Origin of the sequence: Bifidobacterium sp. SO1 (assembly GCF_018555335.1) — a bacterium.
In the GTDB taxonomy this organism is placed as follows: domain Bacteria; phylum Actinomycetota; class Actinomycetes; order Actinomycetales; family Bifidobacteriaceae; genus Bifidobacterium; species Bifidobacterium simiiventris.
On record NZ_JAFEJR010000001.1, the window covers coordinates 504030 to 526060 of the forward strand.

Consider the following 22031-nt stretch of genomic DNA (forward strand, 5'->3'; position numbering starts at 1 on the left):
CCGCCTCGGTACACTCCACGAATATTCTACTCGATCGAATCGAACCGGTTCGCTATCCGTGGCGCGGTCTGGCCGATATTGGCTGATAGTGCAGCACCGTCCTCGCCGCCGATGATGCACCGTGAATTCAGGCACTCAGGTACAGCCGACGACGGACGCCCGAACGGATGTCACGCCTGCGAGGCCGCGATGCAGAACCAGCCGGCGGCAACGCACAGCAGCGGCACGATGATCGTCAGCGCGCAGTACAGCGCCGCCATGCCGAACCGCTCCTTGCGGGCCAGCGACACCATCTCGTTGATAGCGGTGGAGAACGTCGAGAAACCGCCGAGGAAGCCGGTGACGAACAGCAGATACGTACCGTGGTCGACGGTCTGATACGCGTAGGCGGCCGCCGCGATGCCCGCGCAGAACGTGGCGATGACGTTGATGATGAACGTGGACAGCGGGAACGCGTTGTTCCACATGCGTTGGATGGACGTATTGAGCACGAAGCGCGTCACCGCTCCGACGCCGCCGCAAACGGCGACCAGCAGAAAAGTCGTTATCGGGGTCATCGTGCGTGAGCCTCCCCTCGCACCGGATCGGCGACCATGGCGATCTCATCGGTCACCGGGTCGGGTTCGAAGGACGGCACGAACGCGATCTCGTCCTCACCGCCCGCTCCCGCGGCCGTCTGCGCATCGCCGGCGGACGCATGTCCTTCGGCAGTCCTTACCGGGCCTACACCATCAGGCAGGTCTCCCGTCGGCTGGCCGTAGTCGCCGCCCGGCGCGCTGGATCGCGCGATATGCGAGCCGTCGCCCAATGCCATCTGCTCGTGTATCGCCCTGACCGCACGCTTGGCGGCCATGCGCAACGCCAGTTTCGTACCGATCCACGCCACGAGCAGACCGCACGCGAAACTCACGAGCGTGTAGAAGAGGAAGCCGCCGATTTGCGTGTTGTGGATCGAGGTCAGGTCCTCGATGGCCATCGCGGACAGGGTCGAGAAGCCGCCGCACATGCCCATGCCGACGCCGCGGCTGGTCAGCTCACGGGCGCGCTTGCGGATCCACGACGCCTGCGACATGTAGGCGCTGAGCGCGGCGAAGATGAAGCACGCGCACATGTTCGCGATGAACGTGGCCGGATGGAACGCGTGGAAGAAACCGCTCGGCGCGGCCGGATTCGGCAGCAGCAGGTTCAGCCCGTAGCGCATGCCGGTGCCGACGAACCCGCCGAGGAAGACGACGAGGTACAGCATGCCGTCCGCAAGCGGATTGAAACGGGCCTGCATGCGCTTCATCGGGGCGAGCGGGATCTGCGGGGGCGCGGGCTGTCCCTTGCCGAGAATCGAAACGATGGGATGGCCGGAGGACGCGTTGACGCGGGTCGACGCGAATTCCTGGGTCGTGGGGGCGGATTCGGCGGCTGCGGAGATTGCGGACGCGTCGTCCGCCGCCTCGTCCACAGCGGACTGCGAGGCGCCTTCGTCTTCTGTCATGTCGAGCGAAGGCCGCAGGCCGGAGTCGAGAAATCTTGCTTCCGGGTCGGACGTGGTGACGGCGGGAGAAATCTCTCCGCTCGCTTCGCTCGGTCGAAATGATAAGGAAGAGTTGTCTTCGTCCGGTCGATCGGACGGGGACAGATCCTCGATCTTGTCCCCCTCCTTGTCTGCGGGCATGACCGGCTTGAAAATCGGCATCTCAAGCGACGGCAGTTCCTCGTCGGTCACGGCTTCCTCTCAATCCTCAAGTACTACGAACGATGCGACCGGCCGCACCATCAACGGAGCCGGCCGGTCATATCGTCAATCAGATACGAATCAGTCAATCAGCGAGTGCACGGAGATGATGTGATCGCGCTGCGGACCGGTGCCGATCGCGGAGATGCGGCAGTTCGACAGCTCCTCGAGACGCTTGACATACGCCTGGCAGGTCGCCGGCAGGTCCTCGAACGAGTGGACGGCGGAGATGTCCTCGCTCCAGCCCGGCATCGTCTCGTAGATCGGCTTCGCGGCGGCGAACGCGGCCTGGTCGGTCGGCATGTCGTCGTACCGCTCGCCGTCCACGTCGTACGCGACGCAGATCGGGATCTCCTTGAGGCCGGTGAGCACGTCCAGCTTGGTCAGGACGATGTCGGTCAGGCCGTTGACCTGGCTCGCGTAACGGTTGACGACCGCATCGAACCAGCCGCAGCGGCGCGGACGGCCGGTCGTCACGCCGTACTCGTGGCCCTGCGCGCGCAGCCAGTCGCCGGACTCGTCGAACAGTTCGGTCGGGAACGGGCCTTCGCCCACGCGGGTCACGTACGCCTTGGAGACGCCGATCACGCGGTTGATCTTGGTTGGGCCGACGCCGGTGCCGGTGCACGCGCCGCCCGCGGTCGGGTTGGAGGACGTGACGAACGGGTACGTGCCGTGGTCCACGTCGAGCATGGTGGCCTGCGCGCCCTCGAACAGGACGGTCTTGCCCTCGTCAAGCGCCTTGTTCAGAATGAGCCCGGTGTTGGCGACGTACGGCTTCAAACGCTCGCCGAGCGCGAGCAGTTCGTCGGTGGTCTGGTCGACGTCGATGGCGCGGCGGTTGTACAGCTTGACCAGGATCTGGTTCTTCTGGTGCAGGCTGGCCTCGACCTTGTCGTGCAGGTGGTCGGCGTTGAACAGGTCGTGCACACGGATGCCGACGCGGTTGATCTTGTCGGCGTAGGCCGGGCCGATGCCGCGGCCGGTGGTGCCGATCTTGTGCTTGCCGAGGAAGCGTTCGGTGACCTTGTCGAGCACGCGGTGGTACGGCGCGATGACGTGCGCCGCCTCGGAGACGAGCAGGCGCGAGCAGTCGACGCCGCGCGACTGCAGGCCGTCGATCTCTTCGAACAGGACTTCAGGATCGACGACGACGCCGTTGCCGATCACCGGGGTAACGTTCGGGCTGATGATGCCGGACGGCAGCAAGTGCAGCGCGTAGGACTCGTTGCCGACGACCACGCTGTGCCCCGCGTTGTTGCCACCGTTGAAACGAGCGACATAATCGACCTTCGTTCCGATCAGGTCGGTCGCCTTGCCCTTGCCCTCGTCGCCCCACTGAGCGCCGATCAACACGATTCCAGCCATAACGTACCTCCGCCACATCGCCTTATTCTGCCGACGAACAGGTTACCCTATCGCCTCTACCCGCCGTGTAAACGGCCCGCGCTGCGGACGGAGCATTGAGCCTCTCGGCGCCCCGGCCCGCCCGCGCAAGGGCATCGGGAGCCGCCCGCGTTCACCAGACCGGAATGTTGTCGCGTCCGTTACTTTCACATGGCCGTTTCGCAAGGTGTGTTCGTGCACGTGCCCGACTTCATTGGCACCGATGATGGACCGAACCGGCGTGACCCGATCGACGCGCCCCACTATATGCGCCTCGTCACAGACGACATCCGCATGGATTATCGGTAATTCTTATACGCGGTCATATGTTCGAATACCGGTCTGAACAGAAGGTGAATTACAGGGATTATCGTTAGCTCCTTCGCGCATGACAGCACCATCCGATAGTGGCCTATAAAGAAAACATATATCGATGTAAACCGACGACGAATTTCGCTTGGTATGGTGTGGAACAGCCGACGGACGAGTAGTTGGGGACCCCGCCGGCCAACCGATCAGGTGATCGGCGCAGTCGCATCATTCGTTCCGCCCATCACCCATCCCCATCAATCTCCGCCGAAAGGACCATCATGGTTTCAGCCGACACCCTCACCGATCAGGAATTCGCGAACGAGTTCGAGACATGGCACAAGGAGAAGGACGACGCGGTCAATGCGCCGCTCGGGTTCCTGTCCATCGTCAGCATCGACTGGCTCGAGGACGGCGTCGAACGCCGACTCGACAACTTCCCCGGAACCTGGCTGGCCGAAGGCAACACCGTCACCTACACGCCCGAGGACGGCAGCATCGTCAAGATCAACCTGCTCAAGCTCTCCAGTCCACGCATCTTCACGGTGCCCGGCGACGAGGACGCCAACGTGGTGAAGATCGACTTCGGCGACCTTCAGGCCGAACTCATCAAACGCGTCGGCGGTCTCAACAAGTATGCGGTGCGCGTACGCGACCCCAACTCCCCGCTGCGCCGCAACTTCCGCAGCACCCCGTACTACGCGCCAAGCCGCGCGTGGGTGGTGCCGGCGTCCTATAAGCCGTTCGACCGGTCCTACACCGAAACGGTGGGCGCATCCATGGCGAACCTGCAGCATATCGAGAAGGTGGTCGGCGAGCTCACCGTCACCATCGACGGCAAGGACTATGCGTTGAAGGTGTTCCAGGCCAACACGCACGGCCAGGGTCTGGTGATCTTCCGCGACGCCACGTCCGGCAAGGAGACCTACGGCGGCGGGCGTATCCTGCGATTCCCGATCACCGATCCCGCGAAAGTCACCGAAATCGATTTCAACCGCGCGACGCACTACTTCTGCGCGTACACGGATTTCTGCACCTGCGAGATGCCTCCGCTGGAGAACACGCTGCCCGCGGCCGTGACCGCCGGCGACAAGATTCCCTACGAGCGCCTGTAGCCGGCGCACGAACGGTATCGTCCGTACTCACGAAACGCACTTACGAAAGGCGGGATCATGCTCAAGCTTATATCACCGGACGCCGGCACCGAGCAGGCGGTGATGGAGTTCCGCAGGGAATTCATCGATCGAGGCGAGCGCATCAGCGGAGGCGTCGGACTGGAACATGCCGAGGACTACGGGCGCTGGCTCGCCGGCGACTATCCGCCGCATTACGGCAAGGTCCGGGAGCAGGTGTTTCTGGCAGTGGACGCGGCCGACAATCCGTCGGATGGCAGGCCGCATATCGTCGGCATCTCCGACATCCGTCTGGAACCGAACGATTTCATCGATCATTTCGCCGGCCGGATCGGCTATAGCGTACGCCCGTCCGACCGCGGCCGCGGATACGCGCACGAGATCCTGCGGCTCACCCTGTTCAAGGCGCGAGAACTGGGATTCCCGCGCATACTGGTCACCTGCAACCAGACGAACGTCGCCTCGGCGAAGGTGATCGAAAGGAATCACGGCGTGCTCGAAGCCGTCGTGCCGCACCCCGGATTCCCTGACGTACGCCGTTACTGGATCAATTTGGTCTGAATTGCGCGGACGGCATTGCGCCGATGGGCAATGCGATCATCTGCGTCTCCCTGCGATCGCCCTCGGCTTGGCAATGCCGACCGCATGTCGTATGCGTGCGTCCCAGCGACGCGCGGGATAATGGTGACGTGATCCGCACGGTCGGTACCGACTCGTGACGGCACCGACCGACGCCGTGTCAACCGGACCGCGTCGACCGAGGCAAGGGGGCATCATGACCGTTCCGCAACCGCCAGATCAGCAGGCGAACCGGCAGCGCGGCGACGGCGACGCATCGCAGCCGCAGTCGTTTCCGCCGAAACGCAATTCCGCACGACCACAGTCATTCACACCCGAGCGATCGCGGGAGCCGATCGAGGAGCTGTCGTTTGCGGGGGCCGCGCGGCCGTCGCGCATCCCGTACTCCACGATGGACGATTTCGACGCGGGCAACGGCGGGAATCCGAACAATCCTCGCCGTTCGAGAACGTGGCTGCGCGTGCTGGTCGGCGTGCTCGTCGCGGCGCTGCTGGTTTCGGGCGGCGGGGCGACGTGGTGGATGTGGGACACGCGTTGGCGGCCGATCGACGTGACCGTGGACAGCGGCACCGGCAGCGAGAACGTTCGCACGCATATCGGCGCGACCGTAGATGTGCTACTGGAGAACAACGGTTCTTTCGGGCATAAGCCGGGACGTCTGCTGGCGATCGACGGCTCGGTGATCGACGAGACCGGCGGCAAGCCGATCTCCGTCACGATCGGCGGTCAGGAGATTCCGGTTGGCGAACGTTCGCAGATCACGGTTCCCGAACACGCCGACATCACGGTCGCGGACGGCGCCGACGTGACCGAATCGCACACCGTGCGTCACGACACGGTCACATACGACACCGACAAGGTCAACCTGACCGGCGTCATCCAACGATTCAAGCAGGCCGGCAAGAACGGCACACGCGAGGTCTGGGTCGGCTCGAAGTCCGGCATCGAAGTCGATAAGGGTGTGATCGAGCAGCCGGTCGATCTCGTGGTCGATTCGTTCAACCCGAACCCGGCCGGACGCAAGGTGATCGCGCTGACCTTCGACGACGGGCCGAGCCAGTACAGCGACAAGGTGCTCGACGTACTCAAGGAGAAGAAGGCGAAAGCCACGTTCTTCGACCTCGGCGAGCAGGCGCTGGCATGGCCGGCCGCAGAGAAGCGCATGGTGGCCGAGGGGCATCAGGTGGCGAGCCACAGCAACACGCATCCGAACATGCCCGATTTGAGCGAGTCCGAGATGCGGACCGATATCACGGACGGGTTCGCGAATATCAAGGCCGCATCGGGTGTGAGTACGAAGGTGTTCCGCTCGCCGTACGGCGCGTTCGGGGTGAAGCAGTGGGCGGCGGCCAGCGATCTGATCAGCGTGAATGTGCTGTGGGACATCGATACCGAGGATTGGAAGCTGCCCGGCGCGGACGCGATCCACGACGCGGTGCTGAACGGCGCGCACAACGGCGCGATCGTGCTCATGCATGACGGCGGCGGCGATCGTTCGCAGACCGTCGAGGCGTTGCCGCAGATCATCGACGACCTGCGCAAGGCCGGATACGAGTTCGCCACCATCGACCAGCTCATCAAGCTCAGCGGGCGGTGAGCGCGGATATCTCCCGGGCATACGGCCGTTTCCGCACCCGAAACCGGCCGTATGCCCGGGAGCCATATCGACTTGCAAGACGCCTCCCGGGCTTACGTCCGTCTCCCGGGCAAAAACCGGCCGCATGCCCGGGAACAATGCCTACCCGGGATGTCATCCCGGTCACTTCCCGGGCATACGGCCTGTTCCACACCCCAAACCGGCCGTATGCCCGGGAGGCTACCACGACTGGGCGGGCACCCCACGCCTCGTGGCCCTGTGTGTTGTCATACTGCGTCATCTATGCAGCCAGAAACCAAGAGAACCGTTGGAATTCCAACGGTTCTCAGTGGAGCGAATGACGGGAGTCGAACCCGCCTCTACAGCTTGGGAAGCTGTCGTTCTACCGATGAACTACATTCGCATCGCCTCGCCTGCGCGAGACACAAGTGATTAGTGTAGCAGATGACTAGTACCGGATCTGTGCACCGTAATCGGTTCCGCCGCTCACGAAACCGGCCTGCTGGGCGCGCATCTCCTGGGCCATCTGCATGAGCCGCGCGATGCGCTGTTCGGTCGGCGGATGCGTGGAGAACATCTTCGACAGACCTTGTGCGGAGAACGGATTCGCGATCATCATCGCAGCCACCGACTGCGTGCCCGCGGTCTGTGGCATCGGATTCATCTGTGCGCCGGTCGAGATCTTGTTGAGCGCGGACGCAAGCGCCTCCGGATCGCCGGTCAGCACGCTACCGTCTTCGTCGGCATCGTATTCGCGCGTACGCGAGATCGCCATCTGGATCAGCGACGCGCCGATCGGCGCGAGAATCGAGCACAGCAGCACGCCGATCAGACCGAGCGCACCGCCTGAATCGCCGTCACGATCGTCGCGCGAGCCGCCGCCGAGATACATCAGCGAATAGCCGAGGTACGTGATCACCGTGGCCATCGCAGACGCGATCGCGGACGTCAGGATGTCGCGGTTGTAGACGTGCATGAGCTCGTGGCCGAGCACGCCGCGGATCTCGCGCTCGTTGAGCATCTGCAGGATGCCTTGCGTGCAGCAGACCGCCGCGTGGCGTTCGTTGCGGCCGGTGGCGAAGGCGTTCGGGCTCATGGTCGGCGCGATGTAGATGCGCGGCATCGGCTTGCCGGCCTTCGCACTCAGCTCGCGCACGATGCGGTACAGCGCGGGGGCTTCGGCTTCGGAGACCTCACGGGCGCGCATCGAGGCGATAGCGAGTTTGTCGGAGAACCAGTAGGAGCAGAACGTGGTGGCCAGACCGATAAGAATATATACGCTGAGCGTGCTGCGGCGGCCGCCGGTGGCCCACCAGATCAGCATGATCACCGCCCACATCAGGGCGAAAAGCAGTGTCGTTTTCAGGCCGTTGTAATGGCCGTGCACTCGCAATTTGCCGTTCATGATCCTCACAGTAAATTCACTATCTGGATGTTGGCTGGAGATTGCCGGATATTGCAGGGCGATTAGCCGCAAGCGTAACGGCGCTTCCGTGCGCCGCCGCGCGCTCCTGCGGACGATCCGCTGGACGGCGGCGCGCGCCGGTTCGCGCACGAATCACGCGGTCATGGCGGCGGAATGGATCGTGTCGAGCATGGAAATCAGGCCGGTCACGAGATCGTATTCGTCGGCAGCGCTGGTCATCACGGCCAGTATGTAGTCGCCGGAGCCGGAGCGCACGATGCCGGCGTCGTTGAGCGCGTAGTAGTCGCCCTCGCCGTTGATCCAGCCGGCCTTGGTGTAGACGGAGTACTGGCCGCCGAGCGCCATGCTGATCGTGGAGTTAAGCGTGCCGGAGAACTCGCCTGCCAGCCATTGGCGTGCGGCGGAGTCGAGGTCGGCCGCGGTCTGGGTGGTGTTGTCGGTCGCACTGTTCGCAGCCGTCGCACCATTGCCCGTGCCGCCGGTCGTGTCATCGGCCGCCGCATCGTCCGAACCGAACAGGTACCCATATCCCGCAGCCCACATCCGAGCAAGATCGGCCGCAGCCATATTCAGATACGCGCCCTGCGTCACATCCACGCCAACGTTCGCAGCCGCCGACCATCGCGCGAACGCATCCGAACCGTACGTGTCGTGCAGTTCCTTGTACGCGTCGTTGTCGGACACGGTGATCGCCTGGTCGATCAGGTATTGCGTCGTCGCGTCGGCGTCGGTTTCGGCCGCATACACCGCATTGAGGTCGATCGTTCCCGTCTCGGCCAGAGACAGCACATACGGCCCCTTGATCGCGGACGCGGAATACCTCTCCGTGCCCGAGTACGAGGCGAGCGTCTTGCCGGACGCCACGTCGACCATCACGAACGAGACGCCATATCCATATGACGCGAACGTATTCAGCTCATTCTCCAGCTGCACCTGCGTTTCCGGATCGAGCGTGAACCCAGCCGTGGAGATCTGCGCGGCGCCGTCGATCTGGCCGATGCCCGCCAACACGGTTTCGGTCGGCGTGGGCTCACTGTGCGCGGATACGGACGATTCGGTGGAATCGACCGTCCCCTGCTGCCGGGCTTCGTCGGTCGCGGAAGCAACGGCTTCGGATTCGTCCGCCGCGTCGTGCCAAACATACCGCACGCTGCCATATGCGGCGACCGATACCGCAAGCGTCGCGCAGACGACGCCGACGAGCCGGCGACGGTACACGGGAGATTGCGCAAGATTGGACGCCCACGTATGCATCGCGCGACGGAACCGGCCGGGACGATCGCCCCGGCCACGCGGCGCGGTCGGACGCTGAAAACGATTGCGATTCGGCATGGCACTTCCCGGAACATCTGGTACAGGTTGGTTGCGGTGCCCAATATACGCGGCCACCATGCCGCGTTTGCTGGAAGCGGTCTGGGAAGTCGGTGAATGCACGGATCGCGGCGCACCGTGACGCGCCGGCGATCCGTACGCCCGCCCTCCTCGTCCGCTTGGCCCGAAAAACCACGGAGGACGGCCCCGCAGAGCGCAGGGACCGTCCTCCGTCGTCGTTCATCCGTCATGCACGGCCGTGACCGGCCGCACGATCAGGCGTGCGCGAGTTCGCGCATCTGATCCGGGTCGATGACCTTCTTGTGCTCGCGTCCTTCCTTCGCGCCTTCCGCGCGCTCGAACGCGTCGACCTTCTTCCAGCCGGCGAAGTCGATCGGCTTGATGCCGCGGCTTTCCAGCAGTCGGTCGATCGACTCGGGATCACGGTCGGCGGCCACGCGGCCGCCTTCCGCGGCCTTGGCGAGATCCTCGAGCATGTTGGTCACGATCATCAGCGCGTCGGACTTGGTCGAGCCGATCAGGCCGACTGGACCGCGCTTGGCCCAACCGGTCGCGTACAGGCGCTCGCGCACCTCGCCGCCGTCCGCGGCGGTGGTGATGCGGCCGTCGCCGTTCGCGTTGGCCAGGTGCGCGCCCTTCTCGTCGTACACGATGCCGGGCGCTTCGGCCGGCTTGTAGCCGATCGCGTGGTACACGGCCTCGACCGGGTAGTCGGTGAACTCGCCGGTGCGGTGCATCTTGCCGTCGGCGCCGGTTTCGGTGCGCTCGACACGGATCGCGGTCACCTTGCCGTCCTCGCCGAGCACCTCGGTCGGGGCAGAGTTGAAGTGGATGTAGTACTTGCGGTCGGCCGGGTTGCCCTCGAAGTCGACGTCGCCGTCGTCCTCCATGTCCTCGGCCATCTCGCGGATCGCGAACAGCTCCTCGACCATCTGGCGGGTGAGCTTGTCCTTGCCGGCGACCTCGATGGTGTCGTCGTCCAGCTCGAAGTCGTCCTCGTTGATGATGAGCTGCACGCCGGGCAGCTTCTCCATCTCGCGCAGCTCCTGCACGCTGAACTTCGCCTGCGCGACGCCGCGGCGGATGAACAGGTGGAGGGTTTTCGCCTTGTTGCGCTGGATGCCCTCGTACACGTTGTCCGGAATGTCGGTCTTGGCCTTGAGGTCGTCCGCGTTGCGCATGAGCTCGCGGGCCACGTCCATCGCGACGTTGCCGCCGCCGATCACGGCCACGTTCTCGGCCGTCAGCGGCCATTCGCGAGCGCCGGTCGGGTAGCCGTCGTACCACTCGACGAACTTGGCCGCACCGTACACGCCGTCGAGGTCCGCGCCCGGCAGACCGAGCGGCTTGTCCTTAACCGCGCCGGTGGCGAACAGGACCGCGTCATAGCGTTCCAGCAGCTCGTCGAGCGTCACGTCCTTGCCGAACTCCACGTCGCAGTAGAGGTGGATGTCGGGGTTGTCGAGCGTCTTCTCAAGCGCGTCGGCAATGAACTTGATGGACGGGTGGTCGGGAGCCACGCCGTAGCGGACCAGGCCGAACGGCACGGGCAGCTTCTCGAACAGGTCGATGCGGGCCTTGGTGCCAAGGCCGAGTTCCTCGCCCAGCTTCTTGAGCTGGCGCAGGAAGATGTCGGAGGAGTAGACGCCGGCCGGGCCAGCGCCGATCACAGCAATACGAAGTTCGGTATTCACAGTTTCAGTCACGCGTCCCAGCCTATCGCAAGCCGCCGAATCGCGGAAGAGGCGATTTAGTCTACACTTTTCCTTGCAATGGAAATCGGGGACGCTTTTTGGCCACGGCACGATACCTGCTATGCTGCATCGACCACTGCGGAAATCCCGGATTGATCACCGACAATATCGACAGCATATCCGTGAGTCGTCTTTCTGGCTCCACGCGTAAAAGATTCTCACCGTGCGCCGCACGGTTGCGAAGAGTCCGAATACGCTTGAGTTTAAGACTCAAGTGCCGACGAGCTAGGTCGTCAGCCGACATTCCAGGAAAAGCCTCACATAATCCTTCAGCCCACAATAGTTGCGGAACTGACGTGGTTTCCCGCACGGAGATGTTCGACCCGAGCAGAATATCCCAAGTCCCAAAAGTCAATTGAGCTAAAACATCATCCCGCGTTGGCCGCACACCAAAACGAGGATGGTCTTTCGGCCGTTGGTGAGCCTCTGTCTTGGCATGGACACGGGCATCGCGAATGCCTTTGCCCAGCACCGAATAGATCTCGTCCGGCGTGGAGTTATCTTCGATTCCGATCCAATCGGGCATGTTGTATCGGTTCCGAGACAAGTGCCGCAGCTGCCGATCCATCGCATTCCTCACGGCCATTTCCACATCGGAACTATGTTTGAGCACTACACTGATGAACTCTTGATTCCACCGGTACAGGGAAACAGCGTCGTCAAGTTTCCCTTCCGCCGCATCCAGATAAGGCTGAAGTCGCGGTCTGCTTAATAGTAATTCAGCTGTCGGCATTTCCTCAGGCGAATGATCGGTGCTATCCTGGAACGGCAGCTTCGGCGTTAGGCTGGAGCGCTCTACGTCGGCGGCCTCCTCGGAGGCCGCTTGTTTTTCATCGAACATGCTTGTTGGAACTTTCCTTGTTCAGCTTCCCTGACAGCTGAAGTAAAGACATCACAGCCTCTCCAATATCAGCATAAGAGGCCCCTTGAGCAACAACTAACCGGATTTCCCCCGCCGGAATCTTCGCAACAGTTAACTGTGTCTGTTCCTCCGCCATTCCGTTAAAACCAACCAAGGACTCCAATACCGGAGCATCTTGTCCGACCGTCATTTCTGTTAATCCATTAACGTCTGTATCCAATATCGCACCCGCATCGGTTTTTATCGATTCTTCTTCATCCGGAAGTATGCAGATCTCAGTATTTTTGATTCGTTCCAGCTTGCCAGTTGCTTCTAGGCTTTTCAGAAATACACGGCTGAATTCTTTCGTCTTCCCCGCATCGAAACGATGACATCGAGCCACCTCTTCTTCTAAAGCCGCTATCTCGATCACGTGGTTCTTTTCCAAACGCCTGTATAGCTCATCAAATGGCACATAACTCCTGAAGGCCGTAAATATATCCTGAGGCAACGCCTGCTCAGCAAGACGTTGGCCAAGCGCTGTAACACGGTTCAACTGGCCTTCCCGAATGCTCAGTCCATATTTGTTCAGCGCGTATACTTTCCCTTTAAAAGAACCACTTGTGGACTTTTGCTTGAGTATTCGAGCTATCTTTGCATTGTTGATGGTTCCATCAATATAGTCATGCTTACACTCACTCATTATCTGACGATTAATCTGAAGAGCTGTGCCAAGCGGTATAGACGGATAAGCCAGACGACCATCTGTCTTAGCGGCACCTGCATAATCCGTTATTTGAGGCATGGGATTTCCTCCGTCTGATCTTCACTGACATATCGAATGGGCACAATAATACACTCAAAGGCGGAAAAATCCGTCCAAAGGGATCGTAAGAGCCCACACCCGGGCTATTTCCTCCAAAAATCAGTCCCGGTCCAGGAGGGCGGTGAGGGCCCAGAGGATGGAGACGACGTCGATGACTTCTTGGAGGAAAGCGCCGACGACGACCGGGATGAGGTTGAAGGCGGCGGCGAGCATGCCGATGAGGGCAAGACCCAGACCAAGGAGCACGGCTTGGAGCATGACGCGCTTGGTACGGCGGGCAATGGCGATGGCTTGCGGCACGGCGGCGAGACGATCGTTCATGATGACGACCTGCGCGGATTGGGAGGCGGCGGTGGACGTGCCATCAGTCATGGCCACGCCGATGTCTGCGACGGCGAGGACGGGCGCGTCGTTCACGCCGTCGCCCACCATCATCGTGATCGGACGCGCGGCCCGGCCACGTTGCGTCCGGCCGGAACCGTCATGCTCGGACTTCCTGTTCCCACCATGAGACAGGCCCGCGTCGTTCATATCATTCCGAACGCTCTGGGCACGTTCCGCAGCTCCGCCCGCATCCCGCACTGCCGCAACCTTGTCCTCCGGGAACAGTTCGGCGTGCACCTCGTCGATGCCGACTTCGCGGGCGATGATCTCAGCGGAAGCCCGCTTGTCACCGGTCAGCATAATGAGCCGGCTCACGCCCAGCGAATGCAGACGCGCCAACGCCTCACGGGCGTTCGCACGCGGCACGTCACGCAGCACGATACGCGCGATCAGCTGCCCGTCAATCGACACATACGACGCCATCTCATCCGGGGCCAGCATGCCGAACCTCGTACGAATCGCCACGTCGTCGCGCGACGAATCACCGACGACCGTCGTCTCGTGCTCGATCGCCTGCCTCCGGGACGCCACAACACGATCATCCGCCGCAACCGGCTGGAATCCGTCGTCTCGGGCGTTCGCGAACGACAGTCGGCCGACTCGCACCGCGTGCCCGTTCACCAATCCGGATACGCCGCGCCCAGCGTCCTCCCGAACCTCCTTCACGACCGGCAAATCCCGCCCATGGCCGAACGCGTCCGCCCCGGGGTCCGGGCAGTCCCGCTGCCCGTCCGCAAACCGCGCCCGCAACCGCCTCATCGCCGCCTCGCCGGCCGCCGCGATGCCACGCGAGAGAATGTGTACCGAATATCCTTCCACCACGCCGGCCATCATGAGCACGTGATCCTCGTCCAACCGCGTCTCGAGTCCCGGCAACATCTCCACACGCACGACCTGCGGCTGCTTGACCGTGAGCGTGCCGGTTTTGTCGAAGAACACCTGCGTGACCTGCCCGAGCCGTTCGAGCACATCCTGAGTCTTGATGAGCACACCGGCCGCCGCGAGCCGCCCGGTTCCGGCAATGTACGCGACCGGCGCGGCGATGAGCAGCGGGCACGGCGTGGCCAGCACCAGCACCTGCGCGAACCGGGTCGGCACGCCTGACACCGCCCACGCAACGCCCGCGATCACCAGCGACAGCACCGTGAACGGGACGGCCAGCCGGTCGGCGGTCCGCACGACGGCCGGACGGGATTCCTGCGCGGAGGATACGAGAGACAGGATGCGCTGGTACTGTGAATCGGCGGCCACCGCAGTAACGCGCATGGTGATCGCGGTCGCACCGTTGACCGCTCCCGACATGACGCGCGCACCCGCGAACACCTCGCGCGGCACCGGCTCGCCGTTGATGGCGCTCAAGTCGAGCGTAGCCGACACGGACATGAGTTCGCCGTCGACCGGCACGGTTTCACCCGGCAGGACCACAAGAACGTCGCCTACGCGCACCTGATCGACCGGCACGGTGCGCAGATGCCGCGCGACCGAGGCATCGGAATCCCCCGACGACTCGTTCACTCGCCGGAATCCGTCATCGGACACGACCGGCCGCATTCCGTCCCCGTCACCAGCCGCTGTCCCGTCGCCGCGTCCCACGCCCGGCAGCGCGACCACATGCGCGGTCTGCGGCGCGGCCTGCATCAGCGCGGTCAGGCTGTGTTCGGCCTTCGCCTGCGCGTATTCCTCGATCGCTTCGCCGGACGCGATCATCAGCATGACCGCCCAGCTCGCCCAATACTCGCGCACCGCCACGGTGGACAGGATCGCCACGACCGCAAGTAGATCCACTCCGACCTGACCGTGCCGGATATCGTCGATCATGCCGCGCACGGTGTCGAACACAACGATCAATACCAGCGCGATGATCAACCACTGTCCCACGCCGGGATCGCCCAGTACAGACAGCCGGACAAACGACAGCCCAACCGGCCGCCACTCGCCCAGCAACGCCAACGGAATCGCCGCCACGATCACAATCGGTAGCATCGGCACCATTCGACAGATGCGCAGCACAGCTTGGAAGAATCTGGGAAAAACACTGATGAGTGCACTCATCACACGCTCCTTACGCTCGCATACGGAGTCGATCGCGGCGGCGACGCGGGTATGCAGACGCGTGACCGGCCTCGATCGGCAGTTCGGTCACGCCTTGTTAACCCACCGGCGACGTTGCCCGCTCCACTGCGGAGCCCGGCGCGATCATCCGATACACGGCGTAAAAATGACATCTTCAGTTATCGCTTCTCATCATGCCGGAGCCCCGCGACTTCACCGGCACCCGACTCCGTCGGCATCCGCCCGAGCCCGTCATCCAAAACGACCGTAAGTCAACACGATCGCCACACTCCTGTTGACTTACGACCGTCCGCACACGCAAAAAAGACCGTAACTCAACATCAGCATCGTGATCATGTTGACTTACGGCCGCCTCCCATACGAAAAACGGCCGTAAGTCAACAGAACCATCACGTTACTGTTGACTTACGGCCGTTCAGACGGGCCGGATCGATTGATTCAGGCTAGGTCACGCCCACACCGATCGATCTGACACAGGCCGATCACCACAGGCCGAACGGATCGGAGAACCCGCCGTCGTCGCCCGTGCCGCCGTCATTGTTGCCATTCGAGTTGCCGTCGGATCCGTTGCCGTATCCGTTGGAACCGTTGCCATACCCATTGGATCCATCGGATCCGCCGGAGTTGCCGTTGGAGTTGCCGTTGGACGAACCGTTCGACGAGCTGGAGCCATTGACCGAGGACTCCTCCTGATCAAGCGTCACGTCGACGTCCATGGTCTTGCCGTCGCGCACGATGGTGAGCGTCACCTTGTCGCCGAGCGCCGAGGCGCGCACGAAACCGAGCAGCGCATAGTGGCTGTTGACCGCGTTGCCGTTGAACGCCACGATCGTGTCACCGGCCTTGAGTCCCGCCTTGTCGGCCGGGCCGCCGGAGACGACCGCGGAGCCGCCGCTGGACGGCTGCGTGATCTTCGCGCCGGAACGAGTCACGCCGTCCGCGGTCACGGTGTCGGTGGTCACGGTGATGCCGAGCGCGACGTGCGTGACGGAACCGTCCTTGATGATCTCATCGGCGACTCGCTTGACGAGATTCGCCGGGATCGCGAAGCCGATGCCGATCGAGCCGGCCGATTCGGACGAGGTGGCGGTGGACGCGATGGACGAGTTGATGCCGATCACCTGGCCGGCGCCGTTGAACGTCGGGCCGCCCGAGTTGCCCGGGTTGATGGCCGCGTCGATCTGCACGGCGTTGGTGACGATCTGATTGTTGTTGTCGTCGGTCACGGTCACCGGGCGGTTGAGCGCGGAGACGATGCCGGTGGTGGCGGTGTCGTCGTAGCCGAGCGGGTTGCCGATGGCCATCACGGCCTCGCCGACCGCAAGCTTGTCGGAATCGGCGAATTCAACGGCCTTGAGGTCGCTCGGCGGATTGTCGAGCTTGATGACCGCAAGATCGGTGGTGGTGTCGGTGCCGACGACCTTCGCGCTGTACATGTTACCGTTGGCCAGCGTGACGGCGATGGACTGCGCGCCGGAGATCACGTGGTTGTTGGTGACGATGTGGCCCTCGGTGTCGAGGATTGCGCCGGAGCCCTTGGCAGTGCCGTTCGACAGCGTGGTCGTGATGGAAACGACGGAGTCGGACACGCTCGACGCCACGGACGACCAGTCGACGGCCTCGCCGCTCTTGGTGGTGGCCGAACCGGAGCCGGACTTGTTGGAGTTGACGTTGGCCAGCGAGCTGGAGTTCGGGATGGTGACCCAGCCGTTGGTCAGACCGTAATAGCCGACGCCGAGGCACAGCGCAGCGGAGACGAGCGCAGCGACGACCGCGATGACCACGCCGCTGGCGGTCTTGGAACCGGTCTTGGCGGCAGGGGCGCCGGGCTGACCGGGCTGGCCGTTGGCCGGGCCGAACGGATTGCCGTACGGCGGGAACGGCGGCTGCTGGCCGTTGGCCGGCTGCTGGCCCGCGTTCGGGGCCGCGTTGGTCTGGTTGGTCTGGTTCTGACCGGCGAGGAACGGGTTGCCGAACGGATTGCGGCCGGCGTTCTGCTGGTTGGATTCGGTCTGGCCGTTGGTCGGGTTCTGCCCGAACGGATTGCCGAACAGACCGCCGAACGGCTGGTTCTGCTGCGGCTGGCCGGACGGCTGCTGCGCGTTCTGACCGACGGGCTGAGCGCCGCCCTGTCCGGGTTGCACGGTCGGGGTCGGACCGTACGCACCGTATTCCGGTGCCGGACGGTACTGCTGGGTCGGCTGCTCATTCGACGGCTGATCGCCGGCCGGCTGCGACGTCGGCGCGGACGAGACGACCGTGCTTTCGCCGGCCGCCGCCGCGTAGTTCGGCGTATCGTCGGACGACGCGGACGCGGTCGGGGCCGTCGGCGCGGATTCGGATGTCGTGGACGGCACGTGCGAGAACGTGCCGGTCAGCGGTTCGATCGGCGTCGTCTCGCTCAGCGACGCGGGCGTCGCGTCGGGGGTCGTCGGCAGCGTGACGGTCGGCTGTCCGCCGGCATCGCCCGCCGCGGAAGTCTGGATCGGGGCGGTCTGGCCGTCGTTCACCGGCGCGGCCTGCTGCGCGTCCCCTTGCGCAGGCTGGCTGCCGGTCTGGGCACGCCAGTCGTTGTTGTTCTCTTCAGCCATTGCTGCTCCTTAAACGTTGTTTGCCGGGCGCGCGCGTATCATGTCGCGCCTCCCGGTGAACTGCTACCTAAGAGTAAAGATACTTGCTCTGGAAGTTTCCTGAATGTTCGTTGGAAGAAACGCAACAGTTTGCTTCCGGCTTCGTGAAGGAGACTCCGGCAGCTTGGAATACCGACGAAATCAGCCATTCCGCACGTCCGTTATGGGCTTCGCCTAGAGTGAATCACATGACGAATCTTGCGGACACGAATCAGACGAACCTTGTGGATCATCCGCGCGGCGCGCAGCCCGGCAAACCCGGCGACCGCAGCGCATTCAGCTTCGAGACGATCACCCGACTGCCCGATGCGGCGAACGGCAAGGGCCGCGGCGGCGCGCGATACGGCCGCACCGGCATCCTGCACACGCCGCACGGCGACATCCACACGCCCGCGTTCGTGCCGGTCGCCACGCAGGCCGCGATGAAGGCCGTGCTGCCGGAAACGATGAAGGCGGAGGGCGCGCAGTGCATGCTGTCGAACGCCTTCCACCTGTACGAGCGGCCGGGCGAGGATGTGCTCGATGCGGCCGGCGGTCTTGCGAAGTTCATGAACTGGGACGGCCCGACGTTCACCGATTCGGGCGGTTTCCAGGTGCTTTCGCTCGGCGCGGGATTCAAGAAGACGCTGGCGATGGACGTGACCGGTATGAAGTCGGACGACGTGATCGCGGACGGCAAGGAACGGCTCGCATTCGTGGACGAGGATGGCGTGACGTTCAAGTCGCCGCTCAACGGATCGCTGCACCGGTTCAGCGCGGAGATCTCGATGGGCATCCAGCACAAGATCGGCGCGGATATCATGTTCGCGTTCGACGAGCTGACCACGTTGATGAACACGCGCTCGTATCAGGAACGGTCCGTGGAACGCACGTACCGCTGGGCGCAGCGGTGCGTCGCGGAACATCAGCGACTGACCGAGACGAGGCTCGGCAAGCCGTACCAGGCGTTGTACGGCGTGGTGCAGGGCGCGAACTACGAGGATCTGCGCCGGCATGCGGCCGAGCAGATCGCCTCGCTGGACTTCGACGGCGTAGGCATCGGCGGCGCGATCGAGAAGCGGATCATCGGCGAGACCTGCGCGTGGATCTGCGATGCGATGCCGGAAAGCCGACCGCGTCACGTGCTCGGCATCGCCGCGGTGGACGACATCTTCGCGTGCGTGGAGAATGGCGGCGACACGTTCGACTGCGTGGCACCGGCGCGCTGCGGCCGTAACGGCGCGATCTTCACGCGCGACGGGCGGTACAACGTCAAGCGTGCTGAGTTCAAGTCTGATTTCGGACCGCTTGAGGAGGGCTGCGACTGCTACACCTGCACGCATTACTCGCGCTCCTACGTCGATCATCTGCTGCGCGCCCGCGAGTTCAACGGGTTCACGCTGGCGACGATCCATAACGAGCACTTCTTCATCAAGCTGCTCGATGACATCCGTGCCTCGATCGACGGCGGCTACTTCGACGAGTTCCGCGACGCCACGCTCGCCCGCTTCTACGCGAACGGCTCGCGCGGCTGATATTCCGTCGCACGTCGCATAAGCCTGCCGTGTCTCACGGCATCGGCGCATACGAAAAACGGGCCGTGGTCTTCCCTATCGGAAAGGCCACGGCCCGATCGTTATGCGGCGATCAGTCAGTCAATCAGACCAGTCACCGGTCGATCGTTCAGCGACGGCTGGACTTGGCGAACCGGATGCACAGCGCGCCGGCGCCGAGCGCGAGCACCAGCAGCGCGACGCCGAGCACCGCGGAACCGGTCTTGCTCAGCGGAGCGGCCGGGTTCTTGACCTCGCCGCTGGCGACGGTCTGGTTGCCCTTGGCGTCGGTCTTGCCGGACTGGCCGTTCTGCTGGCCCTGGGCGCCACCGTTGTTCGGCTCGACGCCCGGCTGCTGCTCGGAGGAGGCCTTCTGGCCGGCGAAGTCGACGGCCACGGCCTTGCCGGACTGGCGACCGGTCACGGTGAGCGTGTAGTTCGCACCCTCGGCCGGGGTGAAGTCGGCCGGCAGCGTGATCTCGGTGGTCTGCGCGGTGGCGACGCGCACGCCGGCGACCGGGGTCTTGTTGGTGTCGTTGTCGGCGGACTGGGCCACGACCTTGCCGGAGGCCTTGTCGGTCAGCTTGTAGGAAAGCACCGCGTCGCCGTTGAAGCCGTTAGCCTCGGCGAAGTACTTGCCGTCGGCGCTCTTCTTGACCTCGACCTTGGCGCTGTCGGAAAGTGCCTTCTGGGCGTCGGTGTCGGCCGCGAGGCCCAGCGCGTTGGCGATGGTGTAGAAGTTGTCGGTCTGGTCGGTCAGGCCATCCACACGGGATGCGCTCGGACCGGAGGCGGCGATGCGCAGCTGCGTGCCGGTGTGGCTCATGTTGCCCTGAGCACCGTCGAACTTCTTGTCAGTATCGGCGTCGCCGTTCTCGCCCTGCGTGTACTCGTCGTTGTCGATCGGGTCACCGTTCTCGTCCTGGTAGACCGGCTCGTCGGAGGTGCCGTAGGAGATGACGGTCTTGGAGCCGTCGTGGTTCTTGAGCACGGTGCTCAGCGCGTAGTACGGCTGGGCTTCGACGATCTGCGAGGTGTGCGCGTGGTCGGCGGTCACGATGACGAGCGTGTTGCTCAGGTCGACCTTGGCGAGCGCAGCGGAGATGGCCTTGTCGAGGTCGTCGGTCTCACCGATCTGGCCGCAGGCGTTGGCGTTGTGATCCTGCTTGTCGATGGACGCGCCCTCGACCTGCAGGAAGTAGCCGTTCTTGGCACCGTTCGGGTTGGCGGACAGCAAGTCGATGGCCTTGTTGGTGAAGTCGGCGAGCGAGGCGCCCTGGTTGCCGAGCCACTTGTCGTTCGGCGTGCAGACGGTCGGGTTCGCGTCCTTGTCTGCGCTGTACTTGGTGGCGACGGACGGGTTGAACTGGGTCGGCAGGTTGCCGTCACCGAGCAGCGCGAGGACCGGCTTGCTCTGGTCGGCTTCCTTCAGGGCCTTGAAGCCGGCGATGTCACCGGATTCGACGGTCTGGAAGCCACGGTCCTTGGCCTGCTCCCACAGGGTCTTGCCGTCGAGGCCGAACTGGTTGAAGTACTTGGAGCCGCCGCCGATGGTCACGTCGGCGCGGGTGTCGAGCAGCTGCTCAGAGATGGAGCCGATGCCGCCGTTCGCCTTGAGCTGGTTGGCGAGGCAGTTCTTGGCCTGGTTGCCGTCGGTGGCCGGATCGATCTTGCCGTCGCCGTTGGTGTCGGTCTTGCCGTCCCACTTGCCTTGCGGACCGTAGCAGGCGCGCTCGGTGGAGTGCGATTCGAGGACGGCCGGGGTGGCGTCCTGGATTTCGGCGGTGGTCACGTTGCCGGTGGCCTTGCCGGCGGCCTTGGCGAGCTCGATGAGGTTGAGCTGCGGGTTGCCCTTGACGTCGACGTCGACCGCGTTGTTGTAGGTCTTGGTGCCGGTGGACCAGCCGGAGCCGGAGGCGGAGGAGTCGGTGACGGGGGTGATCACGCCGGCCGTGGTGGAGCCGGCGAGGTTGCCGCTCTTGTCCTTGGCCATGAGCGAGTCGCCGGAGTTGTTGCCCAGCGAGAAGGTGGTGTACTGGCCGACGCCGGTCTCGACGCCGGGGTTGAGGTTCGGCTGGCCGATCTTGTCGAGGCCGTCGAAGGAGCCGTTCACGCCGTGCAGGTAGTTGCGGGCCACGGTGATCTCGGAATCGCCCATGCCGTCGCCGATGAACAGAATGACGTTCTTGGCCTTGGCGTTGCCGTACACACCGGCGATGCGCTGTGCGCCGCCGTGCTGCGAGAGCACATCGACGCCGGCGCCGTCCGTGGCGAGAGCCGGGGCGGTCAGCGCACCGAGCGCGGCCACGGAGGTCAGCGCGGCGATGGCGCCTTTCGCGACTTGCTTCATATTCATATGGATCTTCTTCCATTCATGGCGTGGGCCGCATCATTGTCGTATCCGTGCGGCGGCCGCCTGAACCTTCCCCCGAAATCGAACTTCGTTTCCCCCATCCGGTTCCGTTGGAGAACCCCCATACCGGTAGTTCCGTGTCCGACGCTA

At 63.7% G+C, this 22031-nt stretch carries 15 protein-coding genes and 1 tRNA gene; 4 read left to right on the forward strand and 12 right to left on the reverse strand.

The annotated features are described in order from the left end of the window. Positions 1-170: 170 nt before the first annotated feature. The 3 genes from JS541_RS02115 to JS541_RS02125 all read right to left on the reverse strand — a co-directional run bounded on the left by JS541_RS02115 (position 171) and on the right by JS541_RS02125 (position 3094). Positions 171-557, reverse strand: a complete 387-nt coding sequence (locus JS541_RS02115; RefSeq protein WP_214372711.1) for a CrcB family protein — start codon at positions 555-557, stop codon at positions 171-173. Next, the gene (locus JS541_RS02120; RefSeq protein ID WP_214372781.1) at positions 554-1486 is read right to left on the reverse strand and encodes a CrcB family protein; all 933 of its coding nucleotides are present in this window, start codon (positions 1484-1486) and stop codon (positions 554-556) included. The genes JS541_RS02115 and JS541_RS02120 overlap by 4 nt, the downstream gene beginning before the upstream one ends. 321 nt (positions 1487-1807) lie before the next feature. Then, a complete protein-coding gene (locus JS541_RS02125; protein ID WP_214372712.1) occupies positions 1808-3094 on the reverse strand; it encodes an adenylosuccinate synthase in 1287 nt (428 codons plus the stop codon). A gap of 608 nt (positions 3095-3702) precedes the next feature. Here JS541_RS02125 and JS541_RS02130 point away from each other — a divergent pair. The 3 genes from JS541_RS02130 (at position 3703) to JS541_RS02140 (ending at position 6730) form a co-directional block, all read left to right on the forward strand. Continuing rightward, positions 3703-4536 carry a DUF1684 domain-containing protein gene (locus JS541_RS02130; protein WP_214372713.1) on the forward strand — a complete coding sequence of 278 codons (834 nt, stop codon included), beginning with the start codon at positions 3703-3705 and terminating at the stop codon, positions 4534-4536. A 57-nt stretch (positions 4537-4593) separates the two neighbouring features. Then, positions 4594-5115, forward strand: a complete 522-nt coding sequence (locus JS541_RS02135; protein ID WP_214372714.1) for a GNAT family N-acetyltransferase — start codon at positions 4594-4596, stop codon at positions 5113-5115. A gap of 214 nt (positions 5116-5329) precedes the next feature. After that, positions 5330-6730, forward strand: coding sequence for a polysaccharide deacetylase family protein (locus JS541_RS02140; RefSeq protein WP_236036966.1), 1401 nt, complete (start codon positions 5330-5332; stop codon positions 6728-6730). A 329-nt stretch (positions 6731-7059) separates the two neighbouring features. Here JS541_RS02140 and JS541_RS02145 read toward each other — a convergent pair. The 8 genes from JS541_RS02145 to JS541_RS02180 form a co-directional block, all read right to left on the reverse strand. Continuing rightward, positions 7060-7133 (reverse strand) — tRNA-Gly (locus JS541_RS02145). A gap of 45 nt (positions 7134-7178) precedes the next feature. Next, positions 7179-8135 carry a zinc metalloprotease HtpX gene (htpX, locus tag JS541_RS02150; RefSeq protein ID WP_214372715.1) on the reverse strand — a complete coding sequence of 319 codons (957 nt, stop codon included), beginning with the start codon at positions 8133-8135 and terminating at the stop codon, positions 7179-7181. A gap of 153 nt (positions 8136-8288) precedes the next feature. Continuing rightward, positions 8289-9488: a serine hydrolase gene (locus JS541_RS02155; protein ID WP_214372716.1), complete on the reverse strand. Its 1200-nt coding sequence runs from the start codon at positions 9486-9488 to the stop codon at positions 8289-8291. Positions 9489-9742: 254 nt separating this feature from the next. After that, positions 9743-11194, reverse strand: coding sequence for an FAD-dependent oxidoreductase (locus tag JS541_RS02160; RefSeq protein WP_214372717.1), 1452 nt, complete (start codon positions 11192-11194; stop codon positions 9743-9745). Positions 11195-11243: 49 nt separating this feature from the next. Next, a complete protein-coding gene (locus JS541_RS02165; protein WP_214372719.1) occupies positions 11244-12083 on the reverse strand; it encodes an Abi family protein in 840 nt (279 codons plus the stop codon). Further along, a complete protein-coding gene (locus JS541_RS02170) occupies positions 12073-12888 on the reverse strand; it encodes a hypothetical protein (protein WP_214372721.1) in 816 nt (271 codons plus the stop codon). The genes JS541_RS02165 and JS541_RS02170 overlap by 11 nt, the downstream gene beginning before the upstream one ends. Before the next feature lie 120 nt (positions 12889-13008). Next, positions 13009-15345 carry a heavy metal translocating P-type ATPase gene (locus tag JS541_RS02175; RefSeq protein ID WP_214372723.1) on the reverse strand — a complete coding sequence of 779 codons (2337 nt, stop codon included), beginning with the start codon at positions 15343-15345 and terminating at the stop codon, positions 13009-13011. Between the two features lie 503 nt (positions 15346-15848). Then, on the reverse strand, positions 15849-17957 hold the full coding sequence (locus tag JS541_RS02180; protein ID WP_214372725.1) for a trypsin-like peptidase domain-containing protein: 2109 nt from the start codon (positions 17955-17957) through the stop codon (positions 15849-15851). 227 nt (positions 17958-18184) lie between these two features. On the opposite strand from JS541_RS02180, the gene tgt reads away from it, so the two are divergent. Continuing rightward, positions 18185-19510 (forward strand): tRNA guanosine(34) transglycosylase Tgt, encoded by a 1326-nt coding sequence (gene tgt / locus JS541_RS02185; RefSeq protein WP_214372727.1) that lies wholly within the window; start codon positions 18185-18187, stop codon positions 19508-19510. Between the two features lie 148 nt (positions 19511-19658). Here tgt and phoA read toward each other — a convergent pair whose 3' ends face one another. Then, positions 19659-21884 (reverse strand): alkaline phosphatase, encoded by a 2226-nt coding sequence (gene phoA, locus JS541_RS02190; protein ID WP_214372729.1) that lies wholly within the window; start codon positions 21882-21884, stop codon positions 19659-19661. Positions 21885-22031 lie beyond the last annotated feature (147 nt).